This window comes from uncultured Faecalicoccus sp. (assembly GCF_944325745.1).
Taxonomy (GTDB): domain Bacteria; phylum Bacillota_I; class Bacilli_A; order Erysipelotrichales; family Erysipelotrichaceae; genus Faecalicoccus.
The window spans coordinates 1-15281 of record NZ_CALVBG010000009.1 but is presented as its reverse complement, the minus strand read 5'-3'; the positions used below and the strand labels follow the sequence as shown (position 1 = coordinate 15281).

At 45.2% G+C, this 15281-nt stretch carries 20 protein-coding genes; 3 read left to right on the top strand and 17 right to left on the bottom strand.

Translation table 11 applies throughout. The annotated features are described in order from the left end of the window. Nucleotides 1–43 precede the first annotated feature (43 nt). On the top strand, nucleotides 44–802 hold the full coding sequence (locus Q0J48_RS02065; RefSeq protein ID WP_296241147.1) for a biotin--[acetyl-CoA-carboxylase] ligase: 759 nt from the start codon (nucleotides 44–46) through the stop codon (nucleotides 800–802). Here the strand turns inward: Q0J48_RS02065 and Q0J48_RS02060 are convergent. The 16 genes from Q0J48_RS02060 to Q0J48_RS01985 all read right to left on the bottom strand — a co-directional run bounded on the left by Q0J48_RS02060 (nucleotide 745) and on the right by Q0J48_RS01985 (nucleotide 13888). Further along, the gene (locus Q0J48_RS02060) at nucleotides 745–1449 is read right to left on the bottom strand and encodes a 1-acyl-sn-glycerol-3-phosphate acyltransferase (RefSeq protein ID WP_296241146.1); all 705 of its coding nucleotides are present in this window, start codon (nucleotides 1447–1449) and stop codon (nucleotides 745–747) included. The two genes, Q0J48_RS02065 and Q0J48_RS02060, sit on opposite strands and share 58 nt — an antisense overlap. Beyond that, complete coding sequence (locus Q0J48_RS02055) at nucleotides 1450–1788, bottom strand: holo-ACP synthase (RefSeq protein WP_296241145.1); 339 nt, start codon at nucleotides 1786–1788, stop codon at nucleotides 1450–1452. Continuing rightward, nucleotides 1767–2201, bottom strand: coding sequence for a 3-hydroxyacyl-ACP dehydratase FabZ (gene fabZ, locus Q0J48_RS02050; RefSeq protein ID WP_296241142.1), 435 nt, complete (start codon nucleotides 2199–2201; stop codon nucleotides 1767–1769). Before fabZ ends, Q0J48_RS02055 begins: the two co-directional genes overlap by 22 nt. Beyond that, nucleotides 2192–3439 carry a beta-ketoacyl-ACP synthase II gene (gene fabF, locus Q0J48_RS02045; RefSeq protein ID WP_296241140.1) on the bottom strand — a complete coding sequence of 416 codons (1248 nt, stop codon included), beginning with the start codon at nucleotides 3437–3439 and terminating at the stop codon, nucleotides 2192–2194. Before fabF ends, fabZ begins: the two co-directional genes overlap by 10 nt. Nucleotides 3440–3447: 8 nt before the next feature. Beyond that, nucleotides 3448–4182 (bottom strand): 3-oxoacyl-[acyl-carrier-protein] reductase, encoded by a 735-nt coding sequence (gene fabG / locus Q0J48_RS02040; RefSeq protein WP_296241138.1) that lies wholly within the window; start codon nucleotides 4180–4182, stop codon nucleotides 3448–3450. Then, nucleotides 4170–5105 (bottom strand): ACP S-malonyltransferase, encoded by a 936-nt coding sequence (gene fabD, locus Q0J48_RS02035; RefSeq protein ID WP_296241135.1) that lies wholly within the window; start codon nucleotides 5103–5105, stop codon nucleotides 4170–4172. Before fabD ends, fabG begins: the two co-directional genes overlap by 13 nt. Beyond that, on the bottom strand, nucleotides 5102–6172 hold the full coding sequence (locus Q0J48_RS02030) for a nitronate monooxygenase (RefSeq protein ID WP_296241132.1): 1071 nt from the start codon (nucleotides 6170–6172) through the stop codon (nucleotides 5102–5104). Before Q0J48_RS02030 ends, fabD begins: the two co-directional genes overlap by 4 nt. After that, nucleotides 6166–7113: a nitronate monooxygenase gene (locus tag Q0J48_RS02025; protein WP_296241131.1), complete on the bottom strand. Its 948-nt coding sequence runs from the start codon at nucleotides 7111–7113 to the stop codon at nucleotides 6166–6168. The genes Q0J48_RS02030 and Q0J48_RS02025 overlap by 7 nt, the downstream gene beginning before the upstream one ends. Next, nucleotides 7110–8090 carry a beta-ketoacyl-ACP synthase III gene (locus Q0J48_RS02020; RefSeq protein ID WP_296241130.1) on the bottom strand — a complete coding sequence of 327 codons (981 nt, stop codon included), beginning with the start codon at nucleotides 8088–8090 and terminating at the stop codon, nucleotides 7110–7112. Before Q0J48_RS02020 ends, Q0J48_RS02025 begins: the two co-directional genes overlap by 4 nt. Further along, entirely contained in the window at nucleotides 8072–9007 is a 936-nt protein-coding gene (locus tag Q0J48_RS02015) for an acetyl-CoA carboxylase carboxyltransferase subunit alpha (protein ID WP_296241129.1), read from the bottom strand. Before Q0J48_RS02015 ends, Q0J48_RS02020 begins: the two co-directional genes overlap by 19 nt. Next, nucleotides 9004–9876 (bottom strand): acetyl-CoA carboxylase, carboxyltransferase subunit beta, encoded by an 873-nt coding sequence (accD, locus tag Q0J48_RS02010; protein WP_296241128.1) that lies wholly within the window; start codon nucleotides 9874–9876, stop codon nucleotides 9004–9006. The genes Q0J48_RS02015 and accD overlap by 4 nt, the downstream gene beginning before the upstream one ends. Then, a complete protein-coding gene (gene accC, locus Q0J48_RS02005) occupies nucleotides 9860–11227 on the bottom strand; it encodes an acetyl-CoA carboxylase biotin carboxylase subunit (protein ID WP_296241126.1) in 1368 nt (455 codons plus the stop codon). Before accC ends, accD begins: the two co-directional genes overlap by 17 nt. Then, a complete protein-coding gene (gene accB, locus Q0J48_RS02000) occupies nucleotides 11224–11640 on the bottom strand; it encodes an acetyl-CoA carboxylase biotin carboxyl carrier protein (protein ID WP_296241124.1) in 417 nt (138 codons plus the stop codon). Before accB ends, accC begins: the two co-directional genes overlap by 4 nt. A gap of 79 nt (nucleotides 11641–11719) precedes the next feature. Beyond that, the gene (locus tag Q0J48_RS01995) at nucleotides 11720–11947 is read right to left on the bottom strand and encodes an acyl carrier protein (protein WP_183375222.1); all 228 of its coding nucleotides are present in this window, start codon (nucleotides 11945–11947) and stop codon (nucleotides 11720–11722) included. A 143-nt stretch (nucleotides 11948–12090) separates the two neighbouring features. Then, entirely contained in the window at nucleotides 12091–12582 is a 492-nt protein-coding gene (locus tag Q0J48_RS01990) for a MarR family winged helix-turn-helix transcriptional regulator (protein WP_183375287.1), read from the bottom strand. Between the two features lie 70 nt (nucleotides 12583–12652). Next, nucleotides 12653–13888, bottom strand: a complete 1236-nt coding sequence (locus Q0J48_RS01985) for an ATP-binding protein (RefSeq protein ID WP_296241120.1) — start codon at nucleotides 13886–13888, stop codon at nucleotides 12653–12655. 290 nt (nucleotides 13889–14178) lie between these two features. On the opposite strand from Q0J48_RS01985, the gene Q0J48_RS01980 reads away from it, so the two are divergent. Continuing rightward, nucleotides 14179–14502, top strand: a complete 324-nt coding sequence (locus Q0J48_RS01980; protein WP_204685355.1) for a hypothetical protein — start codon at nucleotides 14179–14181, stop codon at nucleotides 14500–14502. Nucleotides 14503–14562: 60 nt separating this feature from the next. Here the strand turns inward: Q0J48_RS01980 and Q0J48_RS07445 are convergent, their stop codons facing one another. Continuing rightward, nucleotides 14563–14652, bottom strand: a complete 90-nt coding sequence (locus Q0J48_RS07445; RefSeq protein WP_353479426.1) for an IS3 family transposase — start codon at nucleotides 14650–14652, stop codon at nucleotides 14563–14565. 364 nt (nucleotides 14653–15016) lie between these two features. On the opposite strand from Q0J48_RS07445, the gene Q0J48_RS01975 reads away from it, so the two are divergent. Next, nucleotides 15017–15232: a hypothetical protein gene (locus tag Q0J48_RS01975; protein WP_271998250.1), complete on the top strand. Its 216-nt coding sequence runs from the start codon at nucleotides 15017–15019 to the stop codon at nucleotides 15230–15232. Nucleotides 15233–15281: the final 49 nt, after the last annotated feature.

Sequence of the window (15281 nt, the reverse complement as noted above, 5' to 3'; positions counted from 1 at the left end):
AGCAAGATTTGTATCCTTGTCCGAAAATTGATAAGATACAGCCATGATCGATATCCATGAATTAAAAAAACAATGCCCTGACTATTCTTTCCTTCATATGGATACAGTGGGCAGCACCAATGAATATCTGAAAGAACATCTCGATCTTCCCGAAAAGACGGTCGTGATCGCGGAAGAACAGACTCGGGGAAAAGGCCGAAAGGGGCGTTCATTTTATTCTCCGAAAGGATGCGGGATCTACTTATCCTTATTGATCAAACCGCAGGATAGCCTGGACTCCGTCTTTGATCTGACGGCAATCACAGCTTTAAGTGCCCTGAAGGCAATCCAGACGATCTATGGAATCACCCCGTCTATCAAGTGGCTCAATGATCTTTTGGTCCATGGCCAAAAAATTGCCGGCATCTTGTGCGAAAGTCTCTTCTTCGGCAGCCAGATCAAAGCCATGATCCTAGGAATCGGCATCAATGTGCACGCTTTTGAGCGGCCTGCAGAGATTGCCTCCGTCGCGGCTTCCATCGAAGACTTTTCGCCCATAAAAAAACCTCGCTCGATCTTGATTGCGAAGTTTTTAAACTTTTTTGATGAATATTTAGCCGCCCCGGACAAGGCCTTGGAAGATTATCGAAAACAGCTGGCTTATGTCAACCAGAAAGTCTACATTCATCAGGCCGGCCAAATTTCTACCGGGATTATTCGGGGGATCGATGATCACTTTCATTTGCTTATCGAAAACGAACACGGTCAACAAGAGTCGCTGGTTTCTGCTGAGATTTCGATTCGTCCCTGGATCCAGTCGTGAAGCTGTTTGGCACACATTTCCTGATCGGGTCGATCTTGGGAGGCTAAATCAATGGGCTTGCCATATTCGATCTTGAGATTTTTTGATATTTTCTCATTGACATCCAATATATATGAGCGATGTAAAACAACCGGAACGATAACAACCTTGGCCATATACGCCGGCAACAAAGCACCCGCCTTGAATTCATGCATCGCATCTGCTTTGGACCTGGTTCCTTCTGGAAAGATCAATAAGTTCTTTCCTTTTTTTAATTTTCGGCTTGCTTCCCGAAGCATATGCACATTGCCTTCACGGCTGTCCCTGTCAAAATGCAGGGTGCCGATATTTTGGGCCCAGCGGCCAAAGATCGGCATTTTTTCATTTTCTTTTTTAGAAATAAAAGCCACAGGCACCGGACAGCTGGCCAAGATCAAAGCCGGATCCAAGGTTCCCTGGTGGTTGGAGACAAAATAGACCGTACGATCTTTCGGAATATTCTCCTGCCCCTCGATTTCTAAATGGAGCCCTAACACTTTTAAGATCAGCTGGCTCCATTTTTTTAACCTTGCCTGACTTTCTTCTTCGCTTTTTTTCGCATAGATCCATGAACTGACCCAGGCCGCCGGCAAAAACGGCAACGCCCTGACCATAAAGATCTTGCGCATCTAAGCTGCCTCCTTTTGTGCTACGGCAACGGCCATCGCATAATCTCCGTCATGAGAGATCGATACTTGGATCCGATATCCTTCATACCGGATCTCTTTTAAAGGATCGATCTCGATCTGTGAAGATTTCAGCGAGATCGGCAAAGCTTTCACAATGGCTTCCCGAGCCGCAAAGCGTCCCGCCAAGAATTCCGTCTTTCGCTTTCCTTTTAAACTTTGATACTGTTGGTATTCGGGTGCACTTAAGATTCGCTTCGCCAAGGCAGTTTTCTCTTGAAGGCGGGCAATTTCTACGATATCACAGCCGATTTGCGGCATCATACTTCCTGCAGCGCACATAAGATCTCTCCCGAAGCAGCTTTTTCATCGCCTACTTTCGCTTCACAGCTGGCGATACAGATCCCGCCGATCTGACGTTTGAACTGCACGGTCATCGTCAGTACATCCCCCGGAACAACAGGACGAGAAAAGCGCATCTTATTGATGCCGGCAAATAACGGCAGCTTTCCGGCATTGGCCGGATCCCGCAATAAAAGTACGGCTCCGGTCTGAGCCATGGCTTCGACGATCAGCACACCCGGCATAACGCTTTTTTGCGGGAAATGGCCTAAAAACTGCATCTCATTGGCACTGACACATTTGATGCCCACGATTGTTTGCGTTTCTTCGTCGATCGATTCGATTCGATCCACCAGTAAAAACGGATACCGATGCGGCAAGATCGCTTTGATGTCCTCATTTGTCAATCGCATAGTGAATCCTCCCATTTTTTAAAGATCAAGGAAGCGTTATGGCCTCCAAAACCTAAAGAATTGCTCATAACATAGCCTAGATCTTGATGCCGTCCCTGGTTGGGCACGATATCCAGATCACATTCCGGATCTGCTTGTTCATAGTGGATCGTCGGCGGGATAAAGCTTTGTTCCAGAGCTTTGACGCTGATGATCGCTTCAATGGCACCGCTGGCTCCTAACAGATGGCCGGTGTTGCTTTTGGTGGAAGATACGGCCAAGTGTTTCGCATGTTCCTGAAAAGCGAGCTTGATCGCCTGGGTTTCCGTTTTATCATTCAGCGGTGTACTGGTGCCATGGGCATTGATATAGTCGATGACTTCGGCCGGAATCTTGGCATCTTCTAAAGCCAGAAGCATCGCCTGTGCGCCTCCGGAACCATCATCCAAAGGAGCCGTGATATGATGAGCATCACAACTAGAACCATATCCGACAATTTCTCCATAGATCTTCGCATGACGCGCCTTAGCGTGTTCTAATTCTTCCAATACGAGCATGCCGGCCCCTTCTCCCATGACAAATCCGCTTCTTCGGGCATCAAAGGGAATGCTGGCGCATCGGGGATCTTGTCCGGTATGTAAGGCTCGCATCGATTGAAAGCCGGCAATCGCCAAAGGGGTGATCGCCGCTTCTGAACCGCCGGTCAACATACAGTCTTCATAGCCCTCTCGGATACGGTGAAAAGCCTCGCCGATCGCATTGGAACTTGCCGCACAGGCGGTGACGATACAAGTTGCCAGTCCTTTCAAGCCCCAGTCAATTGCCACTTGTCCGGCTGCCAGATTGGACAATGCCATAGGAATGAAGAAAGGGGAAACTCGAGAAGGTCCCCGTTCTTCTAAAGTTTGGCTTGCTTGTTCGATGGAAGCGATCCCTCCGATCCCGGAAGCAATGATACAGCCAAAGCGGTTGGCCTGATCAGGATCTTTAGAGAATCCGGCATCTTCCATAGCCTGTTTGGAAGCGATGCGGGCAAACTGGGTAAACCGGTCGTTGAATTTCAGATCGCGTTTGGAAAAGTAAGCTTCCCTATCCAGATCTTTGACTTCTCCTGCCAATTTCACTTTATAATCGGTTGTATCAAAATGCGTGATGGGTTCGATCCCGCATCGACCTTCTTCTATACTTTGCCATAAAGTGGATACATCGTTCCCAATGGGAGAGACACATCCCAATCCTGTAATTACGACTCTTCGCATATTCCCTCCTACATCACCATGCCGCCATCGACATGGATCACTTGCCCCGTCACATAGCCGAACGCATCCGATGCCAGGGCGACACAGACCGAAGCAACATCATCCGGCTTTCCAAAAGTACGCAACGGAATCTGTTCCATCATTTTCTGTTGATCTTTTTCCGCTAATTTCGCGGTCATATCGGTCTCAATAAAACCAGGGGCGATCGCATTGACACGGATATGACGCAACGCCAATTCACGGGCAGCTGATTTGGTCAGACCGATCACTCCGGCTTTACTGGCGGCATAATTAGCCTGGCCGGCATTTCCGATCAAGCCGACGACACTGGCCATATTGATGATCGATCCAGAACGCTGCTTCATCATGATCCGCGAGACATGACGAAGACAGTTGAATGTTCCTTCCAGATTGACGGCGATTACTTTATGAAAATCTTCGTAAGACATTCGAAGCATCAAGCCGTCTTTTGTGATCCCGGAATTATTGACCAAAACATCGATCCGGCCAAACTTTTCCATGATCGCATCCACCATGGCCTTGACCGACTCTTCTTGCGAAACATCGGCTTGAAAGGCATCGGCTTGAACTCCATAAGAGCGAATCATTTCTACGACTTCCAGAGCCTTTTCTTTTGAACCGTTATAATTTAAAGCCACATCATAACCGGCTTGCGCAAACGCAAGGGCAATCGCTTTGCCAATGCCTTTGCCGCCTCCGGTCACAAGCGCTACTTTTTCCATGTTTCCACCATTCCTTCCAGATCCTGTACGGTGTTGATCGTATAGACCTTTACCTCTTTAGATACTTTTCGCACAAAACCACTTAAGCTTTTTCCAGGGCCGATCTCCACAAATGTATCAAAGCCATCTTCGATCATGTTGCGGATCGTCTGTTCAAAACGGACACTTTGACAGATCTGTTTCTTTAAGATCTGGATCAGATCTTCTTCCTTTTGAATGGATTCGATCTTTCCGCTGATATTGTGATAGACCGGGATCTTCGGCAATGCGAAATGTTTGGTTCGCAAGACCGCTTCCAATTCTTCACTGGCAGGGATCAGCAGTGAACTGTGAAAGGCCCCGCTGACAGAAAGCGGAAGCACTCGTCTAGCGCCCCTTTCGATGAATAATGGTGTTGCCTGTTCAATGGCATTTTGATGGCCCGTCACAACGATCTGCCCCGGACAGTTGTAATTGGCAATCTCCAAAACTTTGCCTGGCTGGTTCACAGTCTGACATACTTCCTGGATCGTATTTTCATCTAGACCCAGGACGGCCGCCATCCCTGTCGTACCGGCCGGCAAAGCGTGTGCCATCAAAATTCCCCGCTGACGAACGATATCAATGGCCGTCTGCGGATCAAAACTTTGGGCATAACACAAGGCCGTATACTCGCCTAAAGAAAGGCCCGCACAGCCATCCGCCTGGATCCCGCTTTCTTTTAGCGCTTCCAAGATCGTTAAAGAAGCCGCGACAATGGCACTTTGGGCATAAGCTGTATCGTCCAACTGATCTTGGGGTCCTTCAAAACACAATTTTTTTAGATCATAATCACATTGCAGGCCATCCATTCTTTTCTGGCTGACCGCAAAGGCCTCATAAAATTCTTTGGCCATCCCTACTTTCTGAGAGCCTTGGCCCGCAAACAGAAACGCTGTTTTCATTTTGTTTCCTTTCCCAGCCCCTGCAGGCTGTTCATCACTGATTTCACATCGCTGATCTCTGAGATCTTATACGCATTGGTGCCCGTAAAAAAGAGACCATTTTCGGTATCGCCTTGAACCGCCCGGATCAAAGCGCGCGTAATACAATACGGGGTATCTTGCCAATGACAGGGAATCATGCATCCCAGGCAGTTGTCTACTTTTTGATTCGGTTGTCCTTGGCGGCTTTTCACAAAGGCATTTTGAATGGCTCGTCCGGGAAATCCGGCAGGACTTTTGACATACCCGATATCCTCTTTTTGGGCATGGATGATCATCTGTTTAAAAGCCGGATGTGCATCACATTCCCGGGTTGCGATAAATCGGGTCGCCATCTGAACTCCATCGGCTCCTGCTTCCATGATGTGCACAATATCTTCATGGCTGAAGATCCCGCCGGCCGCAAAGACCGGGATCGATTTCGCATATTTTTCCTGAAAAGGCTCTAACTCTTTCTTGACCTCGGCTACGATCTCTTCCAAGCTCTGACATCGTTCATTTTCCAGATCCGGTAATTTAAATCCTAAATGGCCGCCCGCTTGGGGTCCTTCCACGATCACAAAATCCGGTGCACCCTGGTGATGGCCATCCCATCTTCGACAAATCAGGCGACAAGCTCTAGCACTCGATACGATGGGGGCCATCAAAGCTTTGTTCTGAACATATTTCGGCAGATCCAAAGGCAAGCCTGCTCCCGACAGGATCGCATCGGCTCCGGCCTCAATACTGGCCTTTACATAAGTTTCATAGTGGCGCGAAGCTACCATGACATTGACGCCTAAAAAACTGTTCGGCACTTCCTCTTTTACGATCCGGATCTCTTTTTGTAAGGCACGAATGTTGGCCTGGACCGGATCTTTTTCAAAATCAGGTTCGCGAAATCCCGGCATGGCCGCTGAGATCACTCCCATCCCGCCTTCTTTACAAACCGCTTTGGCAAGGCCGGACAATGAAACACCGATCCCCATCCCGCCTTGGATAATGGGAACCTGCAAGACTTTGTTCTGGATCTTTACCGGTTTTAACATTGGATGGCCTCAATCTTCTTTTGAAGCAATTCGAATTGTTTTTGCGAATCACTGATCATATGTTCGAAGATCTTTTCTAGCGGCTGGATCTCTTTACACAATCCGGCCACTTGTCCCATCATGACGGAACCGGTTTTCATATCGCCTTCAAACACTGCGCGACGCAACCCGCCCAGCGTCAGTTTTTCCATCTCTTCACGATCGGCTTTTCCATATTCTAATTTCAAATATTGTCGGCTCATCGGATTTTTCAAGATGCGCACCGGGGTATTCAAACTTCTTCCGGTTACGATCGTATCCGTATCTTTTGCCTTTAATACAGCTTCTTTGTAGTTTTGGTGGATCGGACATTCTTCACTGGCCAGTAAACAAGTCCCGACCTGCACACCGACAGCGCCTAAGGACAAGGCCGCATTGAATCCGCGTCCATCGGCAATTCCTCCGGCCGCCAGCACCGGGATCGAAACCGCATCAACGACCTGGGGCACTAACGCCATGGTCGTCTGCTCATTGACGTGTCCTCCGGCTTCGGTGCCTTCCGCAATGATCCCGTCAGCACCGGCTCTCTCCATGCGAATCGCCAAAGCGACGCTGGCCACCACGGGGAACACCTTGGTACCTGCTGCTTTGAGCATCTCCATATATTTTCCTGGATTGCCCGCTCCGGTCGTGATCACCGGCACTTTTTCCTGCGCAAGCAATTCCATGATTTGATCGGTCTCTGGATTCATCATCATCACATTGACCCCAAAAGGCCGATCGGTCAAAGAACGAAGCTGATCCAAACTCTCTTTGACTTGTTTTACATTCATGGCTCCGGTTCCCAAGATCCCTAAAGCACCGGCATTGGAAACGGCAGCGGCAAACTCGGCTGTCGCAATGTTGGCCATGGCCCCTTGAAAAATGGGATATTTGATATTGAGCATTTGATTGATCATCATTGTGTATCTTCTCCTTTACCGTGCTGGATCCTGCAGGCGGCCCAAGTAAATCCGGCGCCAAATCCGACAAGGATCACATGCATTCCTTCTTGTATCTTTCCTTGTTCCCATGCCTGCGCTAAGGCGATCGGTACGCTGGCTGCGGATGTGTTGCCAAACGTGTCTAAATTGACAAACATTTTCTCCATGCCAAACCCCATCTTTTTACTCACATGTTCCAATATGCGAATATTGGCTTGATGCGGGATCATCAGATCTACGGAATCTAAAGACTGTCCCGCCAGCACTTGTTGAATGGCATCCGGCATCGCCTGGATCGCAAAGCGGAAAACATCCCGCCCTTTCATCGACAGATAGGTTTTCTGCTGAGCTTGATTGACAAGATCGGGCTGCAGACCGCGATCCGGACAATACAAGGCATGATCGACATCGCCTTGAGAGCGAGCATAAAATGTCATCGAAGAGCCGTCCTGCACTCTTTGGATCAGACAAGCTCCGGCCCCATCGCCAAATAATACGCATGTATTTCGGTCATTCCAATCTAAGATCTTGCTTAAGGTTTCCGCTCCGATGACCAAGGCCACGCCCTCTTTTAATAAAGAGGCCGCGCATTCGAGCGCGAACAAGAATCCGCTGCAGGCCGCATTGATATCAAAAGCCATAATGGGCTGGTCATTGAGTCCCAAACCTGCCTGCACCTGGCAAGCGACCGTAGGGGTATAATTATCGGGTGTTAATGTGGCGACAAGGATCAAACGAATCATTCGGGAATCGATTCCGGCTGACTGGATGGCTTCTTTTGCAGCCCTTAATGCCAGATCTGACGTATTTTCCTGTCGCGAAATATAACGCGAAACAATTCCTGTCCGCGACCGGATCCATTCGTCACTGGTGTCCACAACTTGAGAAAGTTTTTCGTTGGATACCTTCTGATCAGGAATTGCGTAGCCGGCGCCGATTATCTTGACATTTTCCATGATGTATCTCCTAAATGCCGAAACCGGTCATAGCGTTCCTGGATCAGTTGATTGTCTTTTTTCTTCATCGTTTCAACGAGTGCTTTGCGCAACATTTGATCCATCTTTTCGACCACTTGATGAATATGGGAGGCCGCTCCGCCAAAAGGTTCCGGCACGATTTGATCGATCACGCCTTTTTCAAGCAGATCCGCACTGGTCAGCTTCATCACTTCGCAAGCTTCTTTGACCCGTGATCCGTCTTTCCAAAGAATGGAGGCAAAGCCTTCCGGTGAAAGAATCGAATAGACCGCATATTCCAACATAAAGATTCGATCGGCCACGCTCAAAGCCAGAGCCCCGCCGCTTCCGCCTTCGGAAAGCACAAAACAGATGACTGGTGTCTTTAAGGTCGCAAAGGTGCAAAGACAATCGGCAATCGCTTCGGCCTGTCCTTTCTCTTCGGCTTCTTTGCCCGGATACGCTCCGGGTGTGTCCACAAAGGTAATGATGGGACGATGAAATTTTTCGGCTTCTTTGGCAAGACGCAACGCTTTACGATACCCTTCAGGCTGGCACATCCCAAAGTGCTGGCGAAGATTCTCTTCGGTCGTTTTTCCCTTAGATTGAGCCAAGATGGTCACCGGGATGCCATGAAACGTAGCGAGTCCGGTCAACATGGCCGGATCATCTCCGCTGCGGCGATCGCCATGCAGTTCGAAAAAATCATGAAATAAGAGTTCAATATAATCTCTGGCTTTGGGCCGGTCGGGCCTTCTTGCCAACTCTACATGATCCCATGCGGTAAGTGTCGTCTCTTGTTCCAATTTGCGGATCTGTTTTTGATACTGATACCAGGTGTCGATATCTTTTTCATCCAATTCCATCTGTCGTGCTTTGATCTCGCTGATCGCACGCTGTGCTTCTTTTAAATTCATGAAAGACTCCTTTTCGTGTGAAAAGCTAAAAGCCATCCTAAGGTCGACCGCATTTTTGAACGAGAAACAATGCGGTCGATAAATCCTTTCTCCAAGACAAACTCGGCTGTTTGAAAATCGGCCGGCAATTTCTCATGGATCGTATCTTCGATCACGCGTTTGCCCGCAAATCCGATCAGGGCATACGGTTCGCTTAAAATAATATCTCCCAGCATCGCAAAGCTGGCACTGACCCCTCCGGTGGTCGGATGGGTCAAAACGGTGATCACCAGAAGTCCGGCTTCTTTATGGCGGGCAATGGCCGCCGAAGTTTTCGCCATTTGCACCAGGGACAAGATCCCTTCCTGCATGCGGGCTCCCCCGCTGGTACAAAAAATCACGATAGGAAGTTTCTTTTTGGTGGCCGTTTCAATGGCGCGGGTGATCTTTTCTCCGACCGCAGCGGACATGCTTCCCATAAAGAAATGGGAATCCATAACGGCCAAAACACAAGGGTTGCCCATGATCTTGGCTGTCCCGGTGATCACAGCTTCTTTCATCCCGGTCGCTTTCTGCATACGATCTAATTTTTCTTTGTATCCCGGAAAATTTTCGGGATCGATACTGATCATAGAAGCATCCATTTCTTTGAATGTCTTTTCATCTGTGATTTGACGGAGCCTTTCTCTGGCTGAGATCTTAAAAGGATACCGACATTCCGGACAAACATACTGGTTTTTGACCAGATCCATCATCGGGATCGAGGCATGACAATGCGAACAAGTCTGAAAAACGTGATCGGGCATTTCTTTCGGCTTGGGAGCTGGTTTTTTTCGCCATTGATGAAAAATGTCCAAACGCTTTTTTCTTTCTTTAAATAAACTGTCCATTTTTCTTCAGCCTTTCTAATAAGATCGGGGCATATCCAATATCGTGGATGCCTTCGATAAATTCTTTTTGATAAAGGGTCAAATATAAAAATTCAATATTGGTCTTCACGCCGTCAATGATCGTCTCTTCTAAAGCGGCCCGCATCTTTTTGATGCATTCGAGCCGGGTCGGAGCCTGGACGATCAGCTTTAAGATCATCGAGTCGTAATAAGGAGAGATCGTGCTTCCGCAATAGACGGCGGTATCCACACGGACGCCATGACCGCCTGGCAAGTGCATAAAGGTGATCTTTCCCGGGGTAGGGGCAAAATCGCGCGAAACATCTTCCGCATTGATCCGACATTCCATCGCCACTCCGCGGCAAGGGATCTCTTCTTGTTTCAAGGTCAGTTTTTGACCGGCAGCAATCTTGATCTGCCATTTGATCAAATCAATCCCCGTCACGGCTTCCGTCACCGGATGTTCTACTTGGATGCGAGTATTCATCTCCATAAAGTAATAGTGTCCCTCACGATCCAATAAAAACTCCATGGTCCCCACGGAATCATAGCCAATCGCCCGGGCCGCTTTTACGGCATCGTTCAACAAGTTTTGTCGTGTTTCTTCTGGCAGAATCGAACATGGAGATTCTTCGATCATCTTTTGATTCTTTCTTTGAAAGGAACAATCTCTTTCGTACAAATGAACAACATGTCCATAATGGTCTGCCAACAGTTGGACCTCCACGTGTTTAGGATCCTGGATATAGCGCTCCATGTATACTTCATCGTTGTCAAAACAGGCTTTCGCCTCCTGACGAGCCTGGATATAAGCACTTTCCAGTTCCTCTGGCCGCCATACGATTCGCATGCCGCGTCCGCCTCCGCCATGACGAGCCTTGATGATCACCGGATATCCAATCGAATCGGCCAGATCTAATGCCTGTTGTACCGTCACCAAAGGATCTTCGCAGCCATCCACAACAGGAACCCCGACTTCTTTCATGCGGGTTCTGGCCATGGTTTTATCGCCCATCAATTCGATCAAGCCAAAAGAAGGCCCCACGAATGTCAGATCGCATTCTTGAACCAAACGCGCAAACTTGGCGTTCTCGCTTAAAAATCCATAGCCCGGATGGATCGCATCACAGCCGGCCGAACAAGCCGCCTGCAAGATCGCATGCATATTCAGATAGCTGTCTTTGGCACTGGCAGGGCCGATACAGATCGAATCATCGGCCAGCTGCACCGCTAAGGAATCTGCGTCGGCTTGTGAATAGGCCACGACGCTTTCGATGCCCATTTCCTTGCATGCCCGAAGGATCCGTACGGCAATCTCGGAACGATTGGCAATCAAAAGACGACGAATCATTGTTTCTCTCCTAAAACGATCAAAGGTTGACCATATTCCACCATGGCCCCATCTTCGACCAGGATCTGCGTTACGATGCCTTCTTTGTCCGAATGGATCTCATTCATTGTTTTCATGGCTTCGACCATACAGATCACATCGTTGATCTGCACATGATCGCCAAGTTCTACATACGGCTTGGCTTGCGGGGACTTTGCCCGATAGAACGTTCCTACTAATGGCGAATCGATGGTCGTCATCGGTTCTTCTTTGATCTCTTCTTCTTGAACAACAGGTCTTGGGGTCGGCTGTACCACGATCTCTCCCACCGGTTTTTCCATTTTGATCTTCAGATTGCCTTCCTCAAGTTCCATATGAGAAAGTCCGCTCGCTTCAAAGATCTCTAATATTTCTTTGATCTGTTTTGTTTCCATAACCATCGCTCCTTGTTTATTGAAAATGAGCCAAGGGTCTCTCAGCTCATACGTTGTTTCTGAATTTATATCTGTTTATCTATTTTGTCTTCGCGGCAATGATATCCATGACATCTTGAACCGTTTCCAATTTTGCCAGTTCTTCATCTTCAATACGGATATCAAATTCATTTTCCAATTCTAAGGCCAATTCAACAGCTGCCAAAGAATCGATTCCTAAATCATCGTTTAACTTTGCCTCTGGTTTAATTTCTTCTTCATCTACATTGATCGCATCTACTAATACTTTTTTGATTTCTTCAAACATAATTTTTCCTCCCTTACTTTGAATGTCAAAGTAATTAACGAGACCATTATAGTTATTTTGAATATCAAAGTAAATAGTTTGAATGTCAAAATTTATATTTTTTTATCAATGCATAAAAAAAATTCTGCCAAAACGGCAGAATGTTAAGCTCCTTTTGTCTGATCCGAATACTCGTCGCTAAAGTATTCTAAGATATTTTCCAGCGCCTCGTTCAAGACTTCGTTTTCATCCAATCCCAGATCTCCGATTGCCTTATCGATCATATTCTTATGAAATTCATCATGGATCTTTAAGACATCCAAAGCCTTGGGCGTATTTCGAATACGGACAATGCGGCGATCCTTTTCATCTTGATATCGTTCCACATAGCCTTTTTTCTCCAGGCGAGAAATATTGGTGGTCAAAGTACCTGAAGTGATCATCAGCCGACGCGCCATATGACTCATCGTATTGGAGCTGGCTCGTTCGATACTCTCCAGAATATGCACTTCGTTGATCGATAATTCGACGCCTTTTTGTTTCAAGTTGTTCGCTTCAATATACAAGATATAGTTAAAAAGCCCGACCAGCAGTTCATTGAGTGTGTGTCGGGTTTTTTGTGTGCGCTCCTGTTGTTTTTGTTCATCCAAAGTCATCGGTATCAAAATACCTTGTTTCCCTATAAAAGTCAATTTAAATTCCTATACAAAGCCTTAAAAGAACTGTCTAAGCTTTTTCCATTAACCAGTCTATGATATTTAATATTTTGATTCCTTCATCGGAAGTTACAAAACTTCTATCTGTGGACAAAACTATCTTTTCATAATTATCATTGATTGCTTTCAATGGACGCAGTTCTCGATTTCGCACCTCTTCAGAGTTCATGGATTCAGTCACCTGTATATATATCTTTTCATTTGGTTTTTCGGCAATGAAATCGACTTCCGTCGAATCCACCTTTCCTATATATACATGATAGTCTCTGCGGATCAATTCCAAGAATACAACATTTTCTAACAAATGTCCTCTGTCCACATCACGATACCCCAGCAACATATTGCGGAATCCAAGGTCAACAATATAATCTTTTTCCAATGTCTTTAGAAGTTGTTTTCCTTTTATATCATAACGGCTTACAGAGAAAAATAAAAAGGCATTTTTAAGTAAAGAAATATATTTTTCCACGGTATTTCTTGCCAGATGTTGTTTTTTATCATCTTTTATAGCCCTATCACTTGATAAAACATTTCCGACGTTGTTGGGTGAGGTTACGCTTCCGATATTCGAGCAAAGAAACATTGCAATTCGATGCAGTGTATTTTGGTCAATCTTATTATTTCTTTGCAAGATATCTCGTAATATGACTGTAGAATAGATCCCTTCTAAAGCCTGATTGCAACGGGCTTCATTAAAGTTATATTCACTTAATATAGGCATTCCGCCAAATTGCATATATTTCTGGAATTTTTCATCGATAGATGTAGCTTCTTCCCAGGTATTGAAATTCAGAAATTCTACAAAGGACAATGGAAGCATTCGAATCTCGACATACCTTCCTGACAAAAGCGTTGAAAATTCTGTAGAAAGTAAATAGGCATTTGAACCAGTGATATAGATATCAACATCAAAATCCAGACGAAAAGACTCGATTGCCTTTTCCCAATGTTCCACATTCTGTAATTCGTCAAAAATAAGATATATCTTTCCCTTTTCAGGGATTCTTTCACAGACATATTCATAAAGAGCTATGTAGTCTATTAAATTTCTATACTTCAAAGATTCAAGATTCATATGAATGATATGCTTTTCATCGATGCCTTGTTTCAATAAATATTGATGAAAAAGGTCCAATAGCGAACTTTTTCCACAACGACGAATTCCCGTCACGATTTTCACTAAATCAACATCTTTGTGTCCGATTAGCTGTTCCAAATATTGAGGCCTGTTTATTAATTTGTTCATAAATGTCCTCCTTCATGATTTCATTATAGTATAAAAGTTTTTAATATTTAAGTTAAAAAGTATTTAGATTTATAAAGTTTTTTCAATCAATATTAGAAACTTTTACTTTTATTCGCTTCAATATACAAGATCTAGTTAAAAAGCCCGACCAACAGTTCGTTAAGTGTGTGTCGAGTCTTTTGTGTGCGCTCCTGGCATTGTTTTGCTTGATCCAGAGTCACCCTATGTTTCCCTATAAAAATAAATTGAAATTCTAATACAAAGCCGTAAAATGGAATCGAGGAAATAGTATGGCATTGAAGATTGCGTTTTGTATATGGTGCCTTTGCGGAGTTTTCTTTATAGGAACAGGCATCTTTTGTATACGGCAGAAAAAACCAATGGGATTTTGGGCCAATGATAAAGCGCCTAAAGTCAAAGATATCAAAGGATATAATCGTGCTTTAGGAAAGTGTTGGATCATTTATGGAGGAGTTTTCATTCTGATTGGACTTCCCATTTTATCTGACCAACATTCTCCGTGGATCTTGATTTCTTTGTTGGGAGCTCTCTTTGATACCTTGGCTTTGATTTTGGCTTACACCATGATCATCACACCTCGTTATATTGAATAAAGAAAAAAACATACCTCGGCATCAATGAAGTGAACCCAATTATTTGGACACTTATCTATTCTAAATTTGAAGGGATTGATTCCTGTATTCTACAGGGGTTAGTCCTTTTAATTTTGAATGGATTCCTGTATCTGTCCCCAAAATTGACACTAAATACTTTTAAACACAAAAAAAGCCGAATTTTATCGGCTTTTATGTTCTATGGTGCAGAAGAAGAGAACCTCTCCATCCCCTAAAATGAGTCCATTTTTTATAGAAAGTGGGGGATTCTTTATGAAAATTGCGGTTATTTTCCATAAAATGGTACCTAGTTTTTGAGTTACTGTCACCAAAACTGTCACCAATTTTTTGGCACAAACAACCTCCATAAAGAGGAGTTTTCATCTGATTCATGCGAATGTATTATACCACAAAAAAATATATAAAAGGTAGGATTAGAAAATGTATCATTCTATTGAAATCGCGCTGCTTAAACTATTTTAAGTTGATATAATAATAAGGAGGAAATATTGATATGTTTGATTTTTTACATCGTTTACTTCAACAAAACGTTGAACAACAAGAACAGCAAACAAATGAATTAGAGTCTTTGAACAGGCTAACGGAGAACTATTCAAATGAAGCAATGCATCAAGCTGAGAATGCTGCAAACTTTGCTGAAGATAGTTTAAATAATTTCTTTGATAATAATATGTTCGGTACTGGATTCGGAGATAACGGAATGTTCTAGTTGGATTCTAACCGATATTTTAACAAACAGTTTAAAAGGAAGGTGTAAT